The 18,444-nt window shown below is 65.7% G+C and carries 19 protein-coding genes; 4 read left to right on the top strand and 15 right to left on the bottom strand.

Annotated features, from left to right (window positions below; all coding sequences use genetic code 11):
* From MH112_RS11425 to pyrE, 9 genes are all read right to left on the bottom strand, one after another.
* Positions 1–716: serine hydrolase domain-containing protein (locus tag MH112_RS11425; RefSeq protein ID WP_296567840.1), on the bottom strand; the 716-nt coding region annotated here is incomplete at its 3' end.
* Between the two features lie 115 nt (positions 717–831).
* Positions 832–3,081 (bottom strand): DNA topoisomerase IV subunit A, encoded by a 2,250-nt coding sequence (gene parC, locus MH112_RS11420; RefSeq protein ID WP_296567839.1) that lies wholly within the window; start codon positions 3,079–3,081, stop codon positions 832–834.
* 43 nt (positions 3,082–3,124) lie between these two features.
* Positions 3,125–3,856 (bottom strand): DNA repair protein RecO, encoded by a 732-nt coding sequence (gene recO, locus MH112_RS11415; protein WP_296567837.1) that lies wholly within the window; start codon positions 3,854–3,856, stop codon positions 3,125–3,127.
* Positions 3,856–4,788 carry a GTPase Era gene (gene era, locus MH112_RS11410; RefSeq protein ID WP_296567836.1) on the bottom strand — a complete coding sequence of 311 codons (933 nt, stop codon included), beginning with the start codon at positions 4,786–4,788 and terminating at the stop codon, positions 3,856–3,858. The genes recO and era overlap by 1 nt, the downstream gene beginning before the upstream one ends.
* Positions 4,785–5,483, bottom strand: coding sequence for a ribonuclease III (gene rnc, locus MH112_RS11405; protein ID WP_296567834.1), 699 nt, complete (start codon positions 5,481–5,483; stop codon positions 4,785–4,787). The genes era and rnc overlap by 4 nt, the downstream gene beginning before the upstream one ends.
* Before the next feature lie 10 nt (positions 5,484–5,493).
* Positions 5,494–6,273, bottom strand: a complete 780-nt coding sequence (gene lepB / locus MH112_RS11400) for a signal peptidase I (protein ID WP_296567832.1) — start codon at positions 6,271–6,273, stop codon at positions 5,494–5,496.
* 126 nt (positions 6,274–6,399) lie between these two features.
* A complete protein-coding gene (acpS, locus tag MH112_RS11395) occupies positions 6,400–6,798 on the bottom strand; it encodes a holo-ACP synthase (protein ID WP_296567830.1) in 399 nt (132 codons plus the stop codon).
* Positions 6,795–7,556, bottom strand: a complete 762-nt coding sequence (locus MH112_RS11390) for a pyridoxine 5'-phosphate synthase (RefSeq protein ID WP_296567828.1) — start codon at positions 7,554–7,556, stop codon at positions 6,795–6,797. Before MH112_RS11390 ends, acpS begins: the two co-directional genes overlap by 4 nt.
* Positions 7,553–8,137 carry an orotate phosphoribosyltransferase gene (gene pyrE / locus MH112_RS11385; RefSeq protein ID WP_296567826.1) on the bottom strand — a complete coding sequence of 195 codons (585 nt, stop codon included), beginning with the start codon at positions 8,135–8,137 and terminating at the stop codon, positions 7,553–7,555. Before pyrE ends, MH112_RS11390 begins: the two co-directional genes overlap by 4 nt.
* A gap of 98 nt (positions 8,138–8,235) precedes the next feature.
* Here pyrE and MH112_RS11380 point away from each other — a divergent pair, with 98 nt between their 5' ends.
* Together MH112_RS11380 and MH112_RS11375 are read left to right on the top strand one after the other, a co-directional pair.
* Positions 8,236–8,778, top strand: a complete 543-nt coding sequence (locus MH112_RS11380) for a GNAT family N-acetyltransferase (RefSeq protein ID WP_296567824.1) — start codon at positions 8,236–8,238, stop codon at positions 8,776–8,778.
* 120 nt (positions 8,779–8,898) lie between these two features.
* Complete coding sequence (locus MH112_RS11375; RefSeq protein ID WP_296567822.1) at positions 8,899–11,289, top strand: acylase; 2,391 nt, start codon at positions 8,899–8,901, stop codon at positions 11,287–11,289.
* A gap of 21 nt (positions 11,290–11,310) precedes the next feature.
* On the opposite strand, the gene MH112_RS11370 is transcribed toward MH112_RS11375, so the two are convergent.
* From MH112_RS11370 to folK, 3 genes are all read right to left on the bottom strand, one after another.
* A complete protein-coding gene (locus tag MH112_RS11370; RefSeq protein ID WP_296567859.1) occupies positions 11,311–13,479 on the bottom strand; it encodes a bifunctional (p)ppGpp synthetase/guanosine-3',5'-bis(diphosphate) 3'-pyrophosphohydrolase in 2,169 nt (722 codons plus the stop codon).
* Between the two features lie 89 nt (positions 13,480–13,568).
* Complete coding sequence (rpoZ, locus tag MH112_RS11365) at positions 13,569–13,928, bottom strand: DNA-directed RNA polymerase subunit omega (protein WP_296567820.1); 360 nt, start codon at positions 13,926–13,928, stop codon at positions 13,569–13,571.
* 596 nt (positions 13,929–14,524) lie between these two features.
* Complete coding sequence (gene folK / locus MH112_RS11360) at positions 14,525–15,052, bottom strand: 2-amino-4-hydroxy-6-hydroxymethyldihydropteridine diphosphokinase (protein ID WP_296567818.1); 528 nt, start codon at positions 15,050–15,052, stop codon at positions 14,525–14,527.
* Between the two features lie 4 nt (positions 15,053–15,056).
* Here folK and MH112_RS11355 point away from each other — a divergent pair, with 4 nt between their 5' ends.
* A complete protein-coding gene (locus MH112_RS11355; protein WP_296567817.1) occupies positions 15,057–15,650 on the top strand; it encodes an NYN domain-containing protein in 594 nt (197 codons plus the stop codon).
* Complete coding sequence (locus tag MH112_RS11350; RefSeq protein WP_296567816.1) at positions 15,637–16,308, top strand: uracil-DNA glycosylase; 672 nt, start codon at positions 15,637–15,639, stop codon at positions 16,306–16,308. Before MH112_RS11355 ends, MH112_RS11350 begins: the two co-directional genes overlap by 14 nt.
* Here MH112_RS11350 and MH112_RS11345 read toward each other — a convergent pair.
* The 3 genes from MH112_RS11345 to dapA are packed head-to-tail and all read right to left on the bottom strand — an operon-like array spanning position 16,305 to position 18,404.
* On the bottom strand, positions 16,305–17,048 hold the full coding sequence (locus tag MH112_RS11345; RefSeq protein WP_296567815.1) for a GNAT family N-acetyltransferase: 744 nt from the start codon (positions 17,046–17,048) through the stop codon (positions 16,305–16,307). The two genes, MH112_RS11350 and MH112_RS11345, sit on opposite strands and share 4 nt — an antisense overlap.
* An 8-nt stretch (positions 17,049–17,056) precedes the next feature.
* Positions 17,057–17,512, bottom strand: a complete 456-nt coding sequence (smpB, locus tag MH112_RS11340; RefSeq protein ID WP_296567814.1) for an SsrA-binding protein SmpB — start codon at positions 17,510–17,512, stop codon at positions 17,057–17,059.
* Between the two features lie 7 nt (positions 17,513–17,519).
* The gene (gene dapA / locus MH112_RS11335; RefSeq protein WP_296567812.1) at positions 17,520–18,404 is read right to left on the bottom strand and encodes a 4-hydroxy-tetrahydrodipicolinate synthase; all 885 of its coding nucleotides are present in this window, start codon (positions 18,402–18,404) and stop codon (positions 17,520–17,522) included.
* Positions 18,405–18,444 lie beyond the last annotated feature (40 nt).

The raw sequence follows: 18,444 nt of genomic DNA, 5'->3' as shown, positions 1-18,444 counted from the left end.
CCCAGGGTCTGGCCGCTCAGCTTCTCGACGATGCGCCCCTGGAGGTCGACGGCGACGGAATAGCTCCAGTCAGTGCCAGGCTGGAATTTCAATGGGATGGCGGCAGTTTTCTCCACCACCTCCTGAAGCGAGCCCGAGCCCAGCACCCGCGCCTGTTGGAACATCCGGTCCACCGGGTGCTGGTCAGACAGGCCATAACCATAGCCCGCCGTATGGCTCATCAGCTCCCGCATGGTCGGCTCCCGGGCGACAGGGACCAGGATCGGCGCGCCTTGGGCGTCGACGCCGGTCATGACCTTCAGGTCCTTGAGCTCGGGAAGATAGCGACTGACCGGGTCGTCCAGTCGCCAGCGGCCTTCTTCGAACAGGATCATCATGGCCACGCCGGTCACCGGCTTGGTCATGGAATAGATGCGGAAGATGGCGTCCTTCTCCAGCGGTCGCCCTTCGGCCAGGTCGGCCTGACCATAGGTATTGAAGGCCACCACCTTGCCATGCCGGGCCAGCAGCGTCGTCACGCCGGCCACCCGGCCGTCAGCGACGGCCTTGGCCATGGCGGCGTCCAGACGTTCCAGGCGGGGGGACGAAAAGCCCACGGCTTCGGGGCTAGTGGCCATGGGCAAGGGTGCCGGCGCACGCTGCGCCAGAACCGTTGCAGGCAAAAGCGCAAGCACCACGGCGGCGGCGGCCGTGGCCAGATGATGACGTCCCAGCATAACTCGAATCCCCCAAAATATAGGGGCGAACCTAAAGCGCGTTCCACAAAGCCAAGAACGGATTTTGCGACCGTATTGCCTTTTGCGCCGCGCCAGCCAAGCGGCGCGGAAGGCGCTACTTCGGCCTGAACCGCTTGCTGGTGGGGAAGCCCTTGGGCGCCAGCTTGCCAGCCCCAGCCCGACGTCCCAGCCAGTCCCGCCACTCGCCCCAGACCCGGGTCCGGCCCGCCGAGTCCACCCAGGTGGCCCCGACCTCGGCAGAGAACACCGTGGCGTCCCGCAGGCCACCCTCGCGGTAGGCCTGCAACTTGACCCCCTTGCCCCGGGGCATTTCTGGCAGTTCGTCTACAGGGAAGATCAGGATTTTGCCGTTGTCGCCGACGACGCCCATATGGTCGCCGATCACCGGCAGAGTGGGCACCGCGCCGCGCTTATCCACGGTCAGCACCTGCTTGCCAGCCCGACGGGCCGAAACCGCCTCGTCCTCGTTGAGGATAAAGCCATAGCCCGCCTTGGAGGCCAGAACCCGCTTGGTACCCGGCCGGTGGGGGAAGACATCGATGATCTCCACCTGGTCCTCCAGATCAATCATCAGGCGCAGGGGCTCCCCATGCCCGCGGGCCGAAGGCAGCTTGTCACAGCCGATGGTGAAGAACCGCCCGTCTGAGGCTAGGATCAGCAGCTTATCGGTGGTCTCAGCCGGCACAATGAAGCCCAGCTTGTCACCCTCCTTGAACTTCAGTTCGGAGGGGTCTTCCACCCGGCCCTTGGCCGCCCGGATCCAGCCCCGTTCCGACAGGATGACGGTGATGGGTTCCCGGGGGATCATGGCTTCCATGGCCGCCTCGGCGTCCACCTCGGGCGCATCGGCGAAGATCGAGCGGCGCGCCCCTAGAACGGTGTCCTGCCCCAGGATCTTGCGAACCTCCTTGAGGCCTACACCCACCAGCTTCCATTGGCGGGCCTCGGACTCCAGCAGCTTCAACAGGCCATCGCGTTCCTCCGACAGCTCCCCATGCTCACGACGGATTTCCATTTCCTCAAGCCGGGCCAACTGACGCAGCCGCGTATTGAGGATGGCGTCGGCCTGCAGCTCCGACAGGCTGAAGGTCTCGATCAGTTTGGCCTTGGGCTCAGGCTCATGACGAACAATGCGGATCACCTCGTCGAGGTTGAGATAGGCGATCAGCAGGCCATCAAGGATATGCAGCCGGGCCTCGATCTTGCCCAGCCGGTGCCGGGCCCGACGCACCAGCACCTCGCGGCGGTGATCGAGGAAGGCGCGCAGGGCTTCCTTCAGGCTCATCACCCGTGGCGTGCCCCGGGCATCCAGCACATTGAGATTCACCGGGAAGCGGGTCTCAAGATCGGAGAGCTTGAACAGGCTCTCCATGAGCACCTCGGGCTCGATATTGCGGCTCTTGGGCTCAAGGATCAGCCGCACGTCCTCGGCCGACTCATCCCGCACATCGCCCAGCAGGGGCGCGCGCTTGTTCTCGATGAGATTGGCCAGCTGCTCCACCAGATCGGCCTTCTTCACCTGGTAGGGGATCTCGGTGATGACGATCTGATAGGTCCCCCGGCCCGTGTCCTCCCTCACCCAGGTCGCCCGGGTACGGATGCCCCCACGACCGGTCTCATAGGTCTCAACCATAGAGGCGTGGGGCTCGACGATGACGCCGCCAGTGGGGAAGTCCGGTCCCTTTACATGCACCATCAGGTCGGCGGTGCTGACGTCCGGCGCGTCCAGCAGCAGCAGGCAGGCGTCGATCAGTTCCCCGGCATTGTGCGGCGGGATTGAGGTGGCCATGCCCACGGCGATGCCGCTGGAGCCATTGGCCAGAAGGTTGGGAAAGCCCGCCGGCAGGACCACCGGCTCTTCATCCTCGCCGTCATAGGTCGAGCGGAAATCGACGGCGTCTTCATCAATGCCATCCAGCAACAGCTGGGCGGCCTCGGTGAGCTTGCACTCGGTGTAGCGCATGGCCGCGGCGTTATCGCCGTCGATATTGCCGAAATTGCCCTGGCCATTGATCAGCGGATAACGCTGCGAAAAGTCCTGAGCCAGCCGCACCAGGGCCTCATAGACCGCCGAGTCCCCGTGGGGATGGTACTTACCGATGACATCGCCAACCACCCGGGCCGATTTCTTGGCTGAGGAATTGGGGTCCAGGCGCAGCTGGCGCATGGCAAACAGCAGCCGTCGGTGCACCGGCTTCAAACCATCGCGCACATCGGGCAGGGCCCGGCCCGTGATGGTCGAGAGCGCATAGGCAAGGTAGCGCCGCGACAGGGCCTCGGTCAGCGGCTCATTGATGATGCGGTCGCCGTCGTCATCGGACGGCGGGGAAACGTGCTTGCTCATTGATTCTCCGTGGCGGCGATTCTAGCGCGCCCCGCCCCTGCCGTCACAGCCGGTTCGCATCCGACAACCGGTCGATCATCCAGACCCGAGCCGGCGGCAAGGGGCGGTTCAGGGGGTTGAAGACAAAGGCCTCCAGAAAGTGACCCGTCAGGGATAGGCCTGCACCGATTTCGCCGGCCTCCAGCCCCCACTGGGCCGAAAGCATAAACGGCGGCAGGCGCAGGAGCTTGTCCTTGTACGGCTCCCCCGCTTGGGCGCTGACCGCACGACCGGTGCGCGGGCTCACATAGATCAAGTCATCCATCGACCCCGTCGCCGCACACTTGGACAGGTCCAGACCAAATCCCAGATCCTGCAGAAGGCCCGCTTCAAACCGGACGAACACAGCGGGCCAGATGTCGGGAACCGCCAGGGCGGTGATCAGGGACTCCAGAGCCAGATAGGCACCGTGGTGCGGCTCGCGCTCAGGCAGGGCACCCGCAGCCACGGCGGCGGCCGCAGACAGGCCGTGCAGGGCAAGGGGATCATCGAACAAAGCCCCCGGCCCCTCCCCTATGGGCTCAAGGGTGGCGGCGCCCAGTTGCTCGGCCACCCGGGCCCGGAATCGAACCCGCACCTGGGCCCCAGGTTGAAGAAACGGCTTCAAGCGCCGGGACGCCCCGCCCGCCACATGGGCGGCATAGCGACCACGCTCTGAGGTCAGCAGATCGACAATGGCGCCGGTCTCCCCGTGGGCGCGGGCCGAGAGCACGAAGGCGTCGTCTTCGAATTCCATCAGACGTCGAAATCAAGCCCGATATTGCCGTAAAACTCCCGCTTATCGGCCCAGGTTTCATCGACCTTCACGTGCAGAAATAGGTGCACCGGACGATCGAACAGTTCGGTCAGCTCCTCCCGGGACTTTTGTCCAATCCACTTCAGGGTCTGGCCGTTCTTGCCCAGGATGATAGGCCGCTGGCTCTCGCGCTCCACATAGATGGTCTGCTCAATCCGTACCGAGCCGTCCCGACGCTCCTCGAAGGCCGTTGTGTCTACCGCCGCCGCATAGGGCAGCTCTTCATGAACCCGGAGATAGAGCTTCTCGCGGGTGATCTCGGCCGCCAGCAGGCGGGCGGGCAGATCAGCGGTCTGTTCGGCGGGATAGAGCCAAGGGCCCTCGGGCACGAGCTCGGCCATCCGACGCTTGAGATCATCAACCCCGGAGCCGTCGGCGGCGGAGATCATGAACACCTCGGAATAGACCCCAGTTTCATAAAGCCGCTGCGAGAGCGCCAGCAAGCGCTCGCGCTTGACGCCGTCGATCTTGTTCAAGGCCAGTATCGCCTTGCGGCCTGAAATCTTCAGACCCTCGATAATGGTCTGGACATCAATCACCGCCCGCTTGTCCGCCGGGCTGCCTGAACTCTCGCCCACAGCCAGTTCAGCCTGCACATCGATCAGGTGGACGACGCCATCGGCCTCCTCCGCGCCCCCCCAGGCCGACCGGACCATGGCCCGGTCCAGCCGTCGACGCGGGGCAAAGATGCCCGGCGTGTCCACCAGCACGATCTGGCTCTCGCCCTCGATGGCCACGCCACGCACCGGAAAGCGGGTGGTCTGAACCTTCTGAGTGACGATGGAGACCTTGGCCCCCACCAGACGGTTGGTGAGGGTGGACTTGCCCGCATTGGGCGCTCCGATGATGGCGACGAAGCCGGCGCGGGTCATTGTGGTCCTTCGTGTTTCAACAGCATGGCCAGGGCGGCGGCCTTCTCGGCCTCCTGTTTGGAACGCCCCTGGGCGGCCTCGGGATCAAAGCCTTGGACCCGCACCTCGACAGTGAAGGCAGGCGCGTGGTCTGGGCCCTCTCGGGCGACCACGCCATAGGTCGGAAGCGGCAGACCCTGGCCCTGGGCCCATTCCTGGAGCTGGGTTTTCGGATCTTTGCTCTTGGGCGCGCCGAGACCGGCAAAGGCCTTTGCCCAGAACTGCAGAAAGAACGCTCGGGCGGCCTCGAAGCCGCCGTCAATATAGAGCGCGCCGATCAACGCCTCGCAGGCGTCCCCCAGGACGGCGTCAGACTCCCGAGCGCCGATCTTGGTGGCGCTGGCCGACAGTCGCAAGGCCTCCCCAAGCCCGATCTCTCGAGCCACGGCGGCACAGGCCTGGTAGTTCACAAGGTTGGCCAGCCGCCGGCTGAGCTCTCCCTCTCGCGCCTCAAGGTCCAGAGCCATCAGCCGTTCGGCGGCCAGCAGGTTCAGCACCCGGTCCCCTAGAAATTCCAGGCGCTCATAGTGACGCACCTTGGTGGCACCTTCGCCCACGCTGGCATGGGTCAGGGCGCGTTCCAGCAGATCCCGATCCGCAAACTGTCGCCCGATCCTGGCCTCGAGCTGGGCGACCGCCGCCGCGCGCCGGTTCATGGGCGGAAGGTCACTGAAGGATGTTGAAGAACCGGCCCGGCCGGGCTTCGGTCACCCAGGTCCAGGGCTTGAACAGGGACGCCCCACGCTCCCACGACAAGAGAATGATCTGGGCCTTGCCCACCAGATGATCGGCCGGCACGTAGCCGACCCCGAGTTCCTCGGGCGCCCGGCTGTCGAGGGAGTTGTCCCGATGGTCGCCCATGAAGAAGTAATGGCCCTCAGGCACCAGGAACGGCCCCCTGTTGTCCATTTCCCCGTCCGGACCCAGGTCATAGGTCATATAGGTGCGTCCATCGGGCAAGGTCTCCCGATAGCGCATGACCTCACGGGTAAAGCCGTAGCCCGTGTCGATAATCCCCGGAGACATGGCCTCCCGGGGGATCGGCTGGTCATTGAGGATGATCTGACCGCCGCGAATTTCGATCCGATCGCCGGGCATGCCGATCAGACGCTTGATGTAATCGGTCCGCCCATCCCGTGGCAGCTTGAACACCACAATATCCCCCCGCGAAGGATCATTCGACATGATCCGCCCCTCGAACAGGGGCGGGCTGAAGGGGATCGAGTGGCGGGAATAGCCATAGGAGTACTTGGAGACGATGATGTAATCGCCCTCCAGCAGGTTTGGCTCCATCGAGGCCGACGGGATCGTGAAGGGCTGGAAGAACAGCACCCTGAGGACCAGGGCGATCATCAGGGCGTAGACGACCGTTTTCACGATCTCGATGATTTCCTGGATCGCGTCCGGCTTCTCTGAAGCTGGCGCGCTCTGCACGTTCTCGCTCATGCTTTGTCCTTGAGGCGCGGGCGACACGGGGCGCGCGGTTTCGGATTAGCTATCGCCTGGGGCAACGGGTAGCAAGCCAAGGCCCCATTTCGCGCAGCATATCGACCATTCTACGGCCTCCTGCGGCTATTCGGGCACGGCCTCGATGATCACGAAGGCCTGGGCATAGGGATGATCGTCGGTCAGGGTCACATGCACCACCGCCCGGTGGCCCGCCGGCGTGATGGCCTGCAGTCGCTTCAACGCCCCATTGGTCAGGACCATGGTGGGGGCACCGGACGGCAGGTTGGCCACCCCCATGTCTCGCCAGAAGACGCCCCGTCGAAAGCCGGTACCCAGGGCCTTGGAGCAGGCCTCCTTGGCGGCGAATCGCTTCGCGTAGCTGGCGGCCCGATCAGGCTTGCGCTCGGAGCGCTTACGCTCGAGCTCGGTGAAAATCCGCTGGGTGAAGCGCTCGCCAAACCGCTCCAGGGTGTTTTCGATCCTGCGAATGTCGGAAAGGTCCGAGCCGAGCCCGAGGATCACGACCCGCTCCCCCCGCGCACCTGGTTCATCAGTGTCCGCATCTGGGTGATCGCCGCTGGCAGCCCCAGAAAGACGGACTCTCCGATCAGGAAGTGACCGATATTCAGCTCCACCACCTGAGGGATGGCCGAGATCGCAGTTACAGTGGCGAAGTCGATCCCGTGGCCGGCATGGACCTCCAGCCCCAGGCGCTCGGCTTCGGCGGCCGCCGTCTGCAGACGCCCTAGATGACCTGCGGCGCTGGGGTCACCCTCCCGAACCGCGTCGCAATAGGCCCCGGTGTGCAACTCCACCACCTGGGCACCCATGGCCTTGGCGGCAGCGGCCTGGTCAAGATCTGCGTCGATGAAGCACGAGACGCGGATACCCGCCGCTGCCAGCCGGGTGACCACTGGCGCGATGTGGGCGCGCCCCTTGATAAGATCGAGGCCGCCCTCGGTGGTGACCTCCTCCCGCCGCTCGGGCACCAGGCAGGCGGCATGGGGCTGGTGCGCCAGGGCGATGGCCTCCATCTCCGCCGTCACGGCCATCTCAAAGTTCAGGGGCCGGCCCAAACGGCGCAGCAGCAGGGCCAAGGCGTCGATATCCCCGTCGCGGATATGTCGGCGGTCTTCCCGCAGATGGGCTGTGATCCCGTCAGCCCCCGCTGCAATGGCCATTTCGGCAGCGCGCACGGGGCTAGGATAGTCGGACCCACGGGCGTTCCGCAGGGTGGCCACATGGTCGATGTTGACGCCGAGCCGCAGGGGGGCGTTCATCGGTTCAACCTGCGGCTGCCGGGATCCTCAATGGGGATAGCCGCCAGCTCAGGTGGGAGCTGATCTGCGGGATAGGCTGGCACATCCAGGCGCGCCAGGGCCAGGAACGGTGCCCCGGGATCGGCCTTGCCCCCCGAACGGTCCACAAGGGCGGCGGCGCAGACCACTTCACCCCCGGCCTCGCGAATGGCCTCGACACACTCTCGGGAGGACAGACCGGTGGAGACAATGTCCTCGACCATGGCCACCCTTGCGCCAGGCTTCAGGGCAAAGGCGCGGCGAAACTGCAGCTTTCCGTCCACCCGCTCCACATACATCGACGGCACGCCCAGCTGGCGGGCGGTCTCATAGCCGGGGATGATCCCGCCCACGGCGGGGGAGACGCAAACATCCACCTCACCCACTTCGCGCCGGATCAGGTCGGCGAGGGCTTTGCAGAGTCGCTCAGTCCGGTCAGGATACTGGAAGACGAGGTTTTTCTGCAGGAAGACCGCCGAATGAAGGCCCGAAGAAAGCACAAAGTGGCCCTCTCGCAGGGCACCGGCGCCGCGGAATTCCTCAAGCACGTCTTCAGTGGTCATATGGCCGCCTCCTAGGGGGCGAATTATCCGAGGCTAACCTGGATGTCACCTCCGCCCGCCAATATGTAGGCGGAGATTCGTTGGAGCCTGTTTCGTCGATGCCCGGGATTATCACGACCGAGCGCCTGACGCTGCGCCCTGCCCAGGCCAGCGACCTGGATCCCATGCATCAGATCCTGTCCTCGGCCCACGCCATGGCCTTCTGGTCCACCCTGCCCCACGAAAAGCTGGACGAGACGCGGTTGTGGCTGGAGGGGATGATGGCCACCCGCAATGACGACTTCATCGTCGAGACCAAGGCCGGTGAGGTGGTCGGCAAGGTGGGCTTCTGGGCCGACCCGGAGATCGGCTACATCCTCCATCCCACGGCCCAGGGCCAGGGTTTTGCTCAGGAAGCGGTTTCGGCGGTCATTGACCGTGCGTTCAAGGACCGGGGTCTGAGCGAAGCCACCGCCGATGTGGACCCCAACAACACCAGTTCCCGGCGCCTGCTGGAGCGCCTGGGCTTCGTCGTGGTGGGCAGCGCCAAGAAGACCTATCTGCTGGGCCATACCTGGGCCGACAGTCTCTATCTGCGCTGCACGCCCGCGACGTTCCCCGGGGCCAAAACGCCATGGACCTGGGTGCCTCCGACAGTTTAGGCGCCAGACCATCCTCCCGATTTGCCTGGGCGGCGAATTGGGGTCTAGTCCCCGCCAAAGCCAGTGCGCTCAGCGCCCGGCAAACAAGGCGCGACAGACGCCATATCGAGGAACCGCCCGATGAGCCCCACCGCCAGCCAGACTGGACCTAACGTACCCCTGCGCCATAACCTTGGCCGTTATCTGGTGGGCATGGCCGGTATGGCCCTGCTGGCCCTGGCACCTGGCATCAGCGGGGCCCAGGCGACCCTGGCGGCAGGCGAGGTTGAGATCCGCCGGACGGCCCATGGGGTGCCACACATCCGCGCCATGGACCGGGAAAGCCTCGGCTTTGGCGCCGGCTACGCCTACGCCCAGGACAACATCTGCCTGATGGCCGACCAGATCGTCACGCTCAGCGGCGAGCGGGCCAAGCATTTCGGCGCAGAGGGGCAGACCACGGTCGCCTTCCGCCCCATCCCCAATGTCGAGGCGGACCTTTTCTTCCGCACCATTTTCGACATGGACGCCCTGCGCACGGCCATCGCAGGGGCTGATCAGCGCTATGCCGCCATGCTCACGGGCTATGCGGCCGGCTATAACCGCTATCTGTCTGACACAGGGCTCGCCGCCCTGCCGGCCCCTTGCAGAGACGCAGCCTGGGTCCGCCCCATCACCGTGGATGACCTTCTCCGACTCAATGAGGAGAAGATGATCCAGGCCAGCGCCGGGGCCTGGCTATCGGCTGTGACCGCGGCCGCTCCCCCGGGCCAACCTCCCGGTCCTGCCGCAGCCCTCGCTGCGCCGACGGCGGCCCAGTACGCAGGTCTCGGGAGCAATGGCTGGGCCTTTGGCAAGGCGGTTACCGACAATGGGCGGGGCCTGGTTCTGGCCAATCCGCACTTCCCTTGGGCGACCACGAACCGGTTCTATCAGGTCCACCTCACCCTGCCCGGCGAACTGGACGTCATGGGCGTGACCATGGCCGGGCTGCCCGGGGTGTCCATTGGCTTCAACAAGGATGTGGCCTGGACCCACACCGTCTCCACCGACCGACACTTTTCCCTTTTTCAGCTCGACCTGAAACCCGGCGACCCGATGACCTATCTGGTGGACGGCCAAGCCCACCCCATTGAGGCGGTTGAGGTCGAGGTCCCGGTCAAGGGCGAAACCGAGCCCCGCCGCCGCACACTCTACCGCACCGCCTTTGGCCCTGTGGTTGTCGCTCCGGCGACTGGACTGGTCTGGGACGCCCAGCACGCCTATGCCCTGCGCGACGCCAACCGGGGCAATCTGCGCGCCTCTGAGGCCTGGCTCAGGTTCAGCACAGCCGGCTCGGTAAGCGAGCTCCAGACGATCCTGACCGAAACCCTGGGCATTCCCTGGGTCAACACCATCGCAGCCGATGCTGAAGGTCAGGCGCTCTATGCCGACATCACCGCCGTCCCCAACCTGAGCGACGCCCATATGCAGACCTGCGCCGCCGTAGCACCCGGGGCGGCCCGCTGGACGCGAGATCGCCTTTTTGTTCTCGATGGTAGCCGTTCAGCCTGTGACTGGGCCAAGGACCCGGCCAGCCCGGCCAAGGGCCTGATGCCCGGTAGCGCCATGCCCGCCCTGATCCGGGAAGACTATGTGGCCAACAGCAATGACAGCTACTGGCTCACGCACCCGCAACAGCCCCTGGTGGGCTTTGCCCGCATCATCGGTGAGGAGAACACCGCCCAGAACCTGCGAACCCGATCGGGCCTCATGGAAATCTCCGCCCGCCTCGAGGGGACCGACGGCCTGCCAGGACGGGGCTTTGACATGGCTTCGGTGGAGGCCATGCTCTATCGCAACAAGGTGCTGGCGGCTGATCTGGTCCTCGATGACCTGTTGAACGCCTGTGCTGAAACTCCCCAGCAGGTCGTGGAGGGGGCCGAGGTCAACCTCGCCGCCGCCTGCGCTGTCCTGGCCAGGTGGGACCGCAGGTCAGATGCGGAAAGCGTAGGCGTCCACATCTTCCTCGAATTCTGGGGCAAGGCGGCGAGACTCCCGGACCTCTACCGGACCCCCTTCGATCCCAAGGCGCCGGTGACCACCCCCACAGGGCTCAACCCAGACCCGGAGGTCCGCGCCAAGGCCCTGGCCGCCCTGGCGGCGGCCGTGCGGTTGATCGAGACCCGCAGCGTGCCCCTCGACCAGCCCTGGGGCCAGCTTCACGTGCGGGTGGTCGGGGATGAACGTCTGCCGGTGCATGGCGCAGACGGGGACATCGGCGTGCTGAACGCCCAGCGCTCGGTGTGGAGTGATGAGGCTAAGGCCTATCTCCCCGTCCACGGCACCAGTTACGTCCAGGTGGTGGCTTTCACCGATGAGGGGCCCAAGGCCCGGGCGGTGCTGACCTATGGCCAGAGCGCCCATCCGGATTCTCCGCACTACGGGGACCAGACCAGGCTCTATGCCGCCAAGACCTGGTGGCCTCTGCCGTTCACCGAGGCTGAGATTGCGGCCGATCCCGCCTTAACCGTGCTCCGACTGACCCGCTGAAGGTGACGATCGGGCGCAGGCTCAGCCCTTCGCCCGGTCCACCGTCTCGACACTCGGGTTGGCCCGCAGGGCCGCGGCGATGTGGGTCAGGTGCTTGGCGTCCTTGACCTCGAGGTCAAAGTCCACGTCGAAGAAGTCGCGCTGGCGGTGATGCATGCGCAGGTTGACGATGTTGCCGCCGGCCTCGCCGATCACCGTGCAGACCTGACCCAGCATACCGGGCGCATTCTTGATGGTCGCCACCAGGCTGGACCTCGAAATGGTGTTGCGCTCGGCCTCTGGCGTCCATTGCAGGTCCCGCCAGACCTCCTCGCGGTCTTCGAACTCCACGAGGGTCGCGCAGTCGATGGTGTGCACCGACAGCCCGCCGCCTTCGGCATCCAGGATGCCGACGATGCGGTCGCCGGGCACCGGGCTGCAGCAGGGGGCAAAATGCAGGGTCATCCCCTGAGCCAGGCCGCTGCCGCGCACAAATAGCCTGGCCCCGGCCCCGCCCTCGATCCGCCGCTGGGCGGTGGCGGCCTCCCGGTCAGACGCATTGAGGCCAGGAAAGACCACGTCCAGAACCTGGGTCGGGGTGACCCGGCCCCGGCCCACGGCCTCATAGAGATCATCCTCGACCGCTGTGGCGAACCGGTCCAGCGCCGGACGCAGGGACACTTCGGACAGCCGCTTGCCGGCCCGCTCGAAGGTCTGGTCCACGGTCACCTTGCCGAGGCGGATGAACTCGTCCTTCTCGCTCTGGCGGATGTGCCGGCGGATGGCTGAGCGGGCGCGGCCGGTGACGGTGAGCGAGCGCCAGTCCGGCGGCACCACGGGCTTGGCCCCGCGAATGACCTCCACCACATCGCCGTTCTGCAGGAGGGTGCGAAGGGGGCGCAGCTCGCCATTGACCTTCACCCCGATGCAGGTGTCGCCCACATCGGTGTGGACCGCATAGGCGAAGTCCAGCGGCATAGCGCCCCTCGGCAGGCTAACCAGCCGGCCCTTGGGGGTGAAGACGAACACCTGGTCGAGGAACATCTCGAGCTTGGCATGCTCCACCAGCTCGTCCACGTCGCCGCCATGTTCCAGCAGCTGGACCAGGTGGCGCAGATTGACCAGGGGATCACGCCCGCCGGCCTCGGCCTGGGCCTCGGCGTCGAAGCCATAGCTCTCGTTCTTGTAGCGCCAGTGGGCGGCGACCCCGTCCTCGGCCACCCGGTCCATGGCCTCGGTGCGGATCTGCATCTCGATGCGCATACCGCGCGGCCCCACCACCGTGGTGTGGATTGAGCGGTAATTGTTCCGCTTGGGTGTCGAGATGTAGTCTTTGAACCGCTCAGGCACGCTGGACCAGGCCCGGTGGATCGCCCCCAGGGCCCGGTAGCAGTCCTCTTCGGTGTCAACGATCACCCGGAAGGCGTAGATGTCTGAGAGCTGCGAAAAGCCGATCGATTTGCGCTGCAGCTTCCGCCAGATGGAAAAGGGGTGCTTCTCGCGGCCGAACACCTTGGCCGGCACCCCGCCCTCGGCCAGCTTGCCCAACACTTCGTTGGAGACCACCGAGACCGCCCCGCCCTGCTCCTGGCGCAGGGCCGACAGCCGACGGCCGATGGCATCCCGGGCCACCGGGTTCAGGTGGATGAAGGCCAGTTCCTCCAGCTCGGTGCAGATCCGGTGACAGCCGATGGAGCGTGCCAGCGGCGCATAGATGTCCAGGGTCTCCCGGGCGATCCGCTCGCGTTTGGCCGGGTTCTTGATGAACTCCAGCGTGCGCATGTTGTGCAGCCGGTCAGCCAGCTTGACCATCAGGACGCGCACGTCCTTGGAAATCGCCAGGATGAACTTGCGCAGGTTCTCGGCCTGGCGGGTGTGTTCGGAATTGCCCTCCAGCTGCGAGAGCTTGGTGACGCCCTCCACCAGCTCGCCAATCTCGGCACCAAACAGCTGATCAATGTCGGCCCGGCTCACCGGACAGTCCTCGATCACATCATGCAGCAGGGCCGTGACGATGGTCGCGGTGTCCAGGCGGTATTCGGTGAGGATGCCCGCCACCTCGATGGGGTGGGCGAAATAGGGATCGCCGGACGCGCGCTTCTGCGAGCCATGCATGCGCATGGCATAGACATAGGCGCGGTTGAGCAGCGCCTCGTCGGCGGTGGGGTCGTAAGAGCGGACCTTCTCGATCAGCTCATACTGGCGAAGCAGCTTGGGCGGACGGGCCGCAACGGGCGCGTCCTTAGGCTCGGCGACGGGTTGGGCCGCCTGGACAGTTAGAGGGTCTGCGCCTTCGGGGCTCAGTACCGCTCCTCCTGACCGCCATCCCGGTCGCTCTGCAGGGCCCGGATCAGTTCCAGCTCGCTCATCTGGGCGTGGGTCGGGTCGGCCAGCAGGGCCAGGGTTTCGGCCTCTTCCTCAGCTTCCGTGTGCTCATCCACACGCTGCAGGCTGGAGATCAGGTTCTCGCGCAGCTCCTCGGCGTCGACCACGTCATCGGCGATCTCGCGCAGGGCGACCACGGGGTTCTTGTCGTTATCCCGGTCCACCAGCAGTTGGGCACCGGCCGAGATACCCCGCGCACGATGGGCCGCCAGGAGAACCAGGTTGAAGCGGTTCGGAACTCTCTGGATGCAATCTTCGACGGTGACGCGGGCCATGAAATCCTCAGATCTGATCTAGAACCCGCCAAAATAGGCGGTTCGCACCGATTGTGCAACGCCGCAGAATGCCAGCGACGGGAGCATTCCACGATTACGTGAGCCCAAGCCCGCCCATCATGCTTGGTGGCCACGACACTGATGCGATAGGTTTAGGGAAGACCTGCTATCGCCGTACGCTTTCCGAACTGGGGTCCACGGAATGATGGTGTTCATAATCGCTGTGCTTTTCGCGGCTGAAAGCTCAACAACTTGCACAACTGAATCTTTGGGCCGGGTCAATTGCACCACAGTCAGCAACTCGTCAGGGCCCGACATGGCCTGCGCAGGCAACGATTGGCTGCTTGCCGGTTGCACTTTCGGCTCGCATAGGGAGGCACGTGAGGCGAGAGCAGCTCAGCAACGAGCCAACGCAGCCCGAGAAAGCGCCATGAACTTGCTGCGCGAAGGCGATTGCGAAGCAGCAGTAGGAGCGGCGCTCGACACAGGCGATCTCAGATTTGCCACCGATGTTCGGGCATTCTGCGCGGCCGGGTCGCCTAAGGACTAGTCAATAGGGCAAGCCCCCCAACAAGACAGGTCCGTGCGCATAACACCTAACCCGCTCGCGCGTCGCACCCCACGCTCGCCCCCTCCGCCAATTCCCGCGCCGTCTCCCCCGACACCGGATGGCGCCAGTCGGGCGCGATTTCGGCCAGCGGGCCCATGACGAACAGGCGGGTGTGGGCGCGGGGATGGGGCAGGATCAGGTCTTCGGCACAGGTCACCAGGCGCCCGTGAGCCACCAGATCCAGGTCCAGGGTGCGGGGCGCATTTCGACCCCGCCTTTGCCGATTGAATTCCGCCTCGATTGAAAACAGGGTACGCAGAACCGAACTCGGTTCACTGGGCGCCTCGACAATGGCGACGCCGTTGCGATACTCCGGGGCGGAGGGGTCTGGCCATGCGGCCGAACGCCACCAGCGGGACCGATGAAGAACAGGCAATCCCGCCTGATCCAAATGCGCCAGGGCGGCGTCCAGAAGGGCTTCCGAGGACGAGAAATCTCCGGCGAGATTACTGCCCAGGGCGATCACCACCGCCCCGTCCCAGCCTGACCCCGCGCCGCTTTCAAGGAATTCCACGCTTATGACTTTCTACCCCACCGATCGGCTCGCCCTCTTTATCGACGGCGCGAACCTGTACTCGGCGGCCAAGGGGCTCGGCTTCGACATCGACTACCGCAAGCTGCTGGACGAGTTCCGCAAGCGCGGCGTGCTGGTGCGGGCCTACTACTACACCGCCCTGGTGGAGGACCAGGAGTACTCCCCCATCCGACCCCTGGTGGACTGGCTGGACTACAATGGCTTCCGCCTGGTGACCAAGCCTGCCCGGGAATACACCGACGCCCAAGGGCGCAAGCGCTGGCGCGGCGACATGGATGTGGAGATCGCCGTCGACATGATGGAGATGGCCCAGCACGCCGACCACCTGCTGCTGTTCTCCGGCGACGGGGACTTCCGCTGCCTGGTGGAAGCTGTTCAGCGCCGGGGTGCCCGGGTGACCGTGGTCTCCACCGTCAAGTCACAGCCGCCCATGGCGTCCGATGATCTGCGCCGTCAGGCCGACGCCTTCATCGATCTGGCCGACCTTTCGGACATCATTGGCCGCCCCTCCCGCCTGCCCCGCTTCCTGCAGGAAAGCCGCCTCAGCAGCGAGAGCCCGGCGGATGCCGAGGACTGATCTGGCCGGCCTGGAACGCCGAGCCATGGCCGCCGAGCCCCCCCGGGACTGTCCGCTCTGCCCGAGGCTCGTGGCCTATCGGCAGATCAACCGGGCGGCTAACCCTGACTGGTGGAACGGGCCAGCGCCGTCCTTTGGCGATCCCGACGCGCGGCTGGCGGTGGTCGGTCTGGCGCCGGGACGCACTGGTGCCAATCGCACGGGTCGTCCGTTCACCGGCGACTTTGCCGGGGTGCTGCTGTTTGAGACCCTGATCAAGCAAGGGTTCGCCCGTGGCACCTACGACGCCCGCCCCGAGGATGGCTTGCAGCTGGTCGACTGCCTGATCACCAACGCCGTGCGCTGCGCGCCCCCGGGCAACAAGCCCGAGACGCTTGAGGAAGCGACCTGCCGGCCGTTTCTCGCCGCCCGGCTGGATGAGCTGCCGAACCTGAAGGTGATCGTCACCCTGGGGGATGTGTCCCGGCGCAATGTCCTGCGCGCGTTAGGCCTCAAGGCCTCGGCCGGGGTCGGAGGCCATGGATCAGAGTTCCAGGCCGGCCCCTATACGGTGATCAATTCCTACCACTGCTCGCGGCTGAACACGAACACCGGCCGCCTGACGCCGCAGATGTTCGAAGACATCTTCATCCGGGCCAGGGCGCTGCTGGCGCGCTAGGACCGCCAGTACTGGTAGCGCCAGAGCGACGAAAAACCCGCGCGGCGATAGAGGGCAAGCGCTGGCCCATTGCCCGCCTCCACCTGCAAAAAGACCTGGGTCGCCCCGCGAGCCATGGCGGCCTGAGCGAGGCGTGCCGCCACCTGCCCGGCCAGACCCTGCCCCCGACGCCCCTGGACGGTGCGCATGCCGTGCAGGCTGGCCCAGCCGTCAGTCAGGCTCAAGACGCCGACCGCATGGGTCCCATCGACATCGCGGACGGCAGCGAAAACTGCGCCGGGTGAATTCGACAGCACCGCCACCCGCTGGGCGCCGTCCTCGGGATCAAACCCCTCCCCCAGGAACACCGAGGCCCAGGCCGCGTCCGGGCGCTCCAGCAGGATGACCGGTGACGGGTCAGCGACCTTCGTCACGTCGGAGAGATCGGCGCCCATCACCAGGGTCGGTTGGGTTGGGGTGTAGCCCCGGGCGGCCAGGGCCTCGGCGACCCCCGCCAGACCCTCGACCTCAGGCAGGCGAAAAACTGACCTCATGGACCGCGCGCGATAGGCCGCCTCGATCCGAGTGATCAACCCCTCGTCGCGTACCAGTGTGTGGGTCAGCGGCGCGGCCGAATGCGCCCGGCCGATGGAGCCAGGCCGCAGGCCGAGGATCCAGGGCCCGATCACCTCATGGGCGTCATGGGCCACAGCGGCGATCGTCGCCCGCTCAATGGCCTCGATCTCGGACGGGCTCGGCAAGGGGTCGCTCACCCCTTGTCGCGGAGCAGCCGGGCCTTGTCGCGCTGCCAGTCCCGTTCAGCGGAGGTTTCGCGCTTGTCGTGCAGCTTCTTGCCCTTGGCCAGCGCGATCTCCAGCTTGGCCAGGCCCTTGTCGTTCCAATAGAGCTTGGTGGGCACGATGGTCCGCCCTTCCCGCTGGACGGCACCGATCAGACGGTCGATCTGCTTACGGTGCAGGAGCAGCTTCCGGGGTCTGCGGGGCTCATGATTGAAGTGGCTGGCCTTGGCGTAGGGCGGAATATCGGCATTGATCAAAACGATGTCGCGGCCCTCCACCGAGGCATAGGACTCGGCGATATTGGCCTTGCCCGCCCTCAGGGACTTCACCTCGCTGCCGGTGAGCGCAAGGCCCGCCTCCATGGCGTCGTCGAGGAAATAGTCGAACCTTGCGCGCCGGTTCTCAGCGATGGGTTTACCCGCCATGGTGCCCTCAGATCAGTCCAGCGTCGCGCATGGCCGCCAGAACGTCCTGCCGCGAGGCCTCCGAGGCCGGGGTGATCGGCAGGCGGGCTTCCTCTGAACAGAGACCCAGATGCGACAGGGCGAACTTGGTCGGCCCCGGCGAAGCGTCGGTGAACAGAGCCCGGTGCAGGCGATAGAGCCGGTCCTGCCAATAGAGGGCGGTCTTCCAGTCGCCGCTAAGGGCGGCATTGTAGAAGGTGGCGCAGGCCTCGGGCGCCACATTGACGCTGACCGAGATCGAGCCGTGGCCCCCATGGGCCATGTAGCCAAGAGCTGTGGGATCGTCCCCCGACAGCATCACCCAGTCAGCTCCGCACAACAGGCGCTGCATGGTCGGCCGGGTCATGTCGCCGGTGGCGTCCTTGACCCCAACGATGTTCGGCAGCTTGGAAAGCCGGCCCAGGGTCTCGTTGGAGATGTCCACGCTGGTGCGCGAGGGGACGTTGTAGATGATCACCGGCAACTGAACCGCGTCATTGATCGCCGCATAATGGGCGTACATGCCCTCCTGGCTGGGGCGGTTGTAATAGGGCGTCACCACCATGGCAGCGTCGGCGCCGACAGCCTTGGCGTGCTTGACCAGCTCAATGGCCTCGCGGGTGGAGTTGGAGCCCGCTCCGGCGATCACCGGCACCCGGCCTGCGGTCGTCTTGACGCAGAGCTCCACCACCCGACGGTGCTCGTCGTGGGACAGGGTCGAGGTCTCGCCGGTCGTGCCCACTGGCACCAGCCCGTGGACCCCGGCTGCGATCTGACGCTCGATCAGGGCCACATAGGTGTCCTCGTCCACAACACCGTCGCGGAAGGGGGTCACCAGGGCCGGCATGACGCCCCTGAATAAAGGTTCGGACATTGTCTGCAAAAAGCCGTGAAAACGCCGCATGATGTTGCGG

This window comes from Phenylobacterium sp., from assembly GCF_022402485.1.
In the GTDB taxonomy this organism is placed as follows: domain Bacteria; phylum Pseudomonadota; class Alphaproteobacteria; order Caulobacterales; family Caulobacteraceae; genus Phenylobacterium.
The sequence above is the reverse complement of the archived record's forward strand: the minus strand, read 5'-3'. Positions and strand labels throughout refer to the sequence as shown.

Excerpts from the sequence above, each read along its gene's own strand:
- parC (WP_296567839.1), bottom strand. The coding sequence starts at position 3,081 with ATGAGCAAGCACGTTTCCCCGCCGTCCGATGACGACGGCGACCGCATC.
- recO (WP_296567837.1), bottom strand. The coding sequence starts at position 3,856 with ATGGAATTCGAAGACGACGCCTTCGTGCTCTCGGCCCGCGCCCACGGG.
- era (WP_296567836.1), bottom strand. The coding sequence starts at position 4,788 with ATGACCCGCGCCGGCTTCGTCGCCATCATCGGAGCGCCCAATGCGGGC.
- rnc (WP_296567834.1), bottom strand. The coding sequence starts at position 5,483 with ATGAACCGGCGCGCGGCGGCGGTCGCCCAGCTCGAGGCCAGGATCGGG.
- lepB (WP_296567832.1), bottom strand. The coding sequence starts at position 6,273 with ATGAGCGAGAACGTGCAGAGCGCGCCAGCTTCAGAGAAGCCGGACGCG.
- MH112_RS11390 (WP_296567828.1), bottom strand. The coding sequence starts at position 7,556 with ATGAACGCCCCCCTGCGGCTCGGCGTCAACATCGACCATGTGGCCACC.
- pyrE (WP_296567826.1), bottom strand. The coding sequence starts at position 8,137 with ATGACCACTGAAGACGTGCTTGAGGAATTCCGCGGCGCCGGTGCCCTG.
- MH112_RS11380 (WP_296567824.1), top strand. The coding sequence starts at position 8,236 with ATGCCCGGGATTATCACGACCGAGCGCCTGACGCTGCGCCCTGCCCAG.
- MH112_RS11375 (WP_296567822.1), top strand. The coding sequence starts at position 8,899 with ATGAGCCCCACCGCCAGCCAGACTGGACCTAACGTACCCCTGCGCCAT.
- rpoZ (WP_296567820.1), bottom strand. The coding sequence starts at position 13,928 with ATGGCCCGCGTCACCGTCGAAGATTGCATCCAGAGAGTTCCGAACCGC.
- MH112_RS11355 (WP_296567817.1), top strand. The coding sequence starts at position 15,057 with ATGACTTTCTACCCCACCGATCGGCTCGCCCTCTTTATCGACGGCGCG.
- MH112_RS11350 (WP_296567816.1), top strand. The coding sequence starts at position 15,637 with ATGCCGAGGACTGATCTGGCCGGCCTGGAACGCCGAGCCATGGCCGCC.
- smpB (WP_296567814.1), bottom strand. The coding sequence starts at position 17,512 with ATGGCGGGTAAACCCATCGCTGAGAACCGGCGCGCAAGGTTCGACTAT.
- dapA (WP_296567812.1), bottom strand. The coding sequence starts at position 18,404 with ATGTCCGAACCTTTATTCAGGGGCGTCATGCCGGCCCTGGTGACCCCC.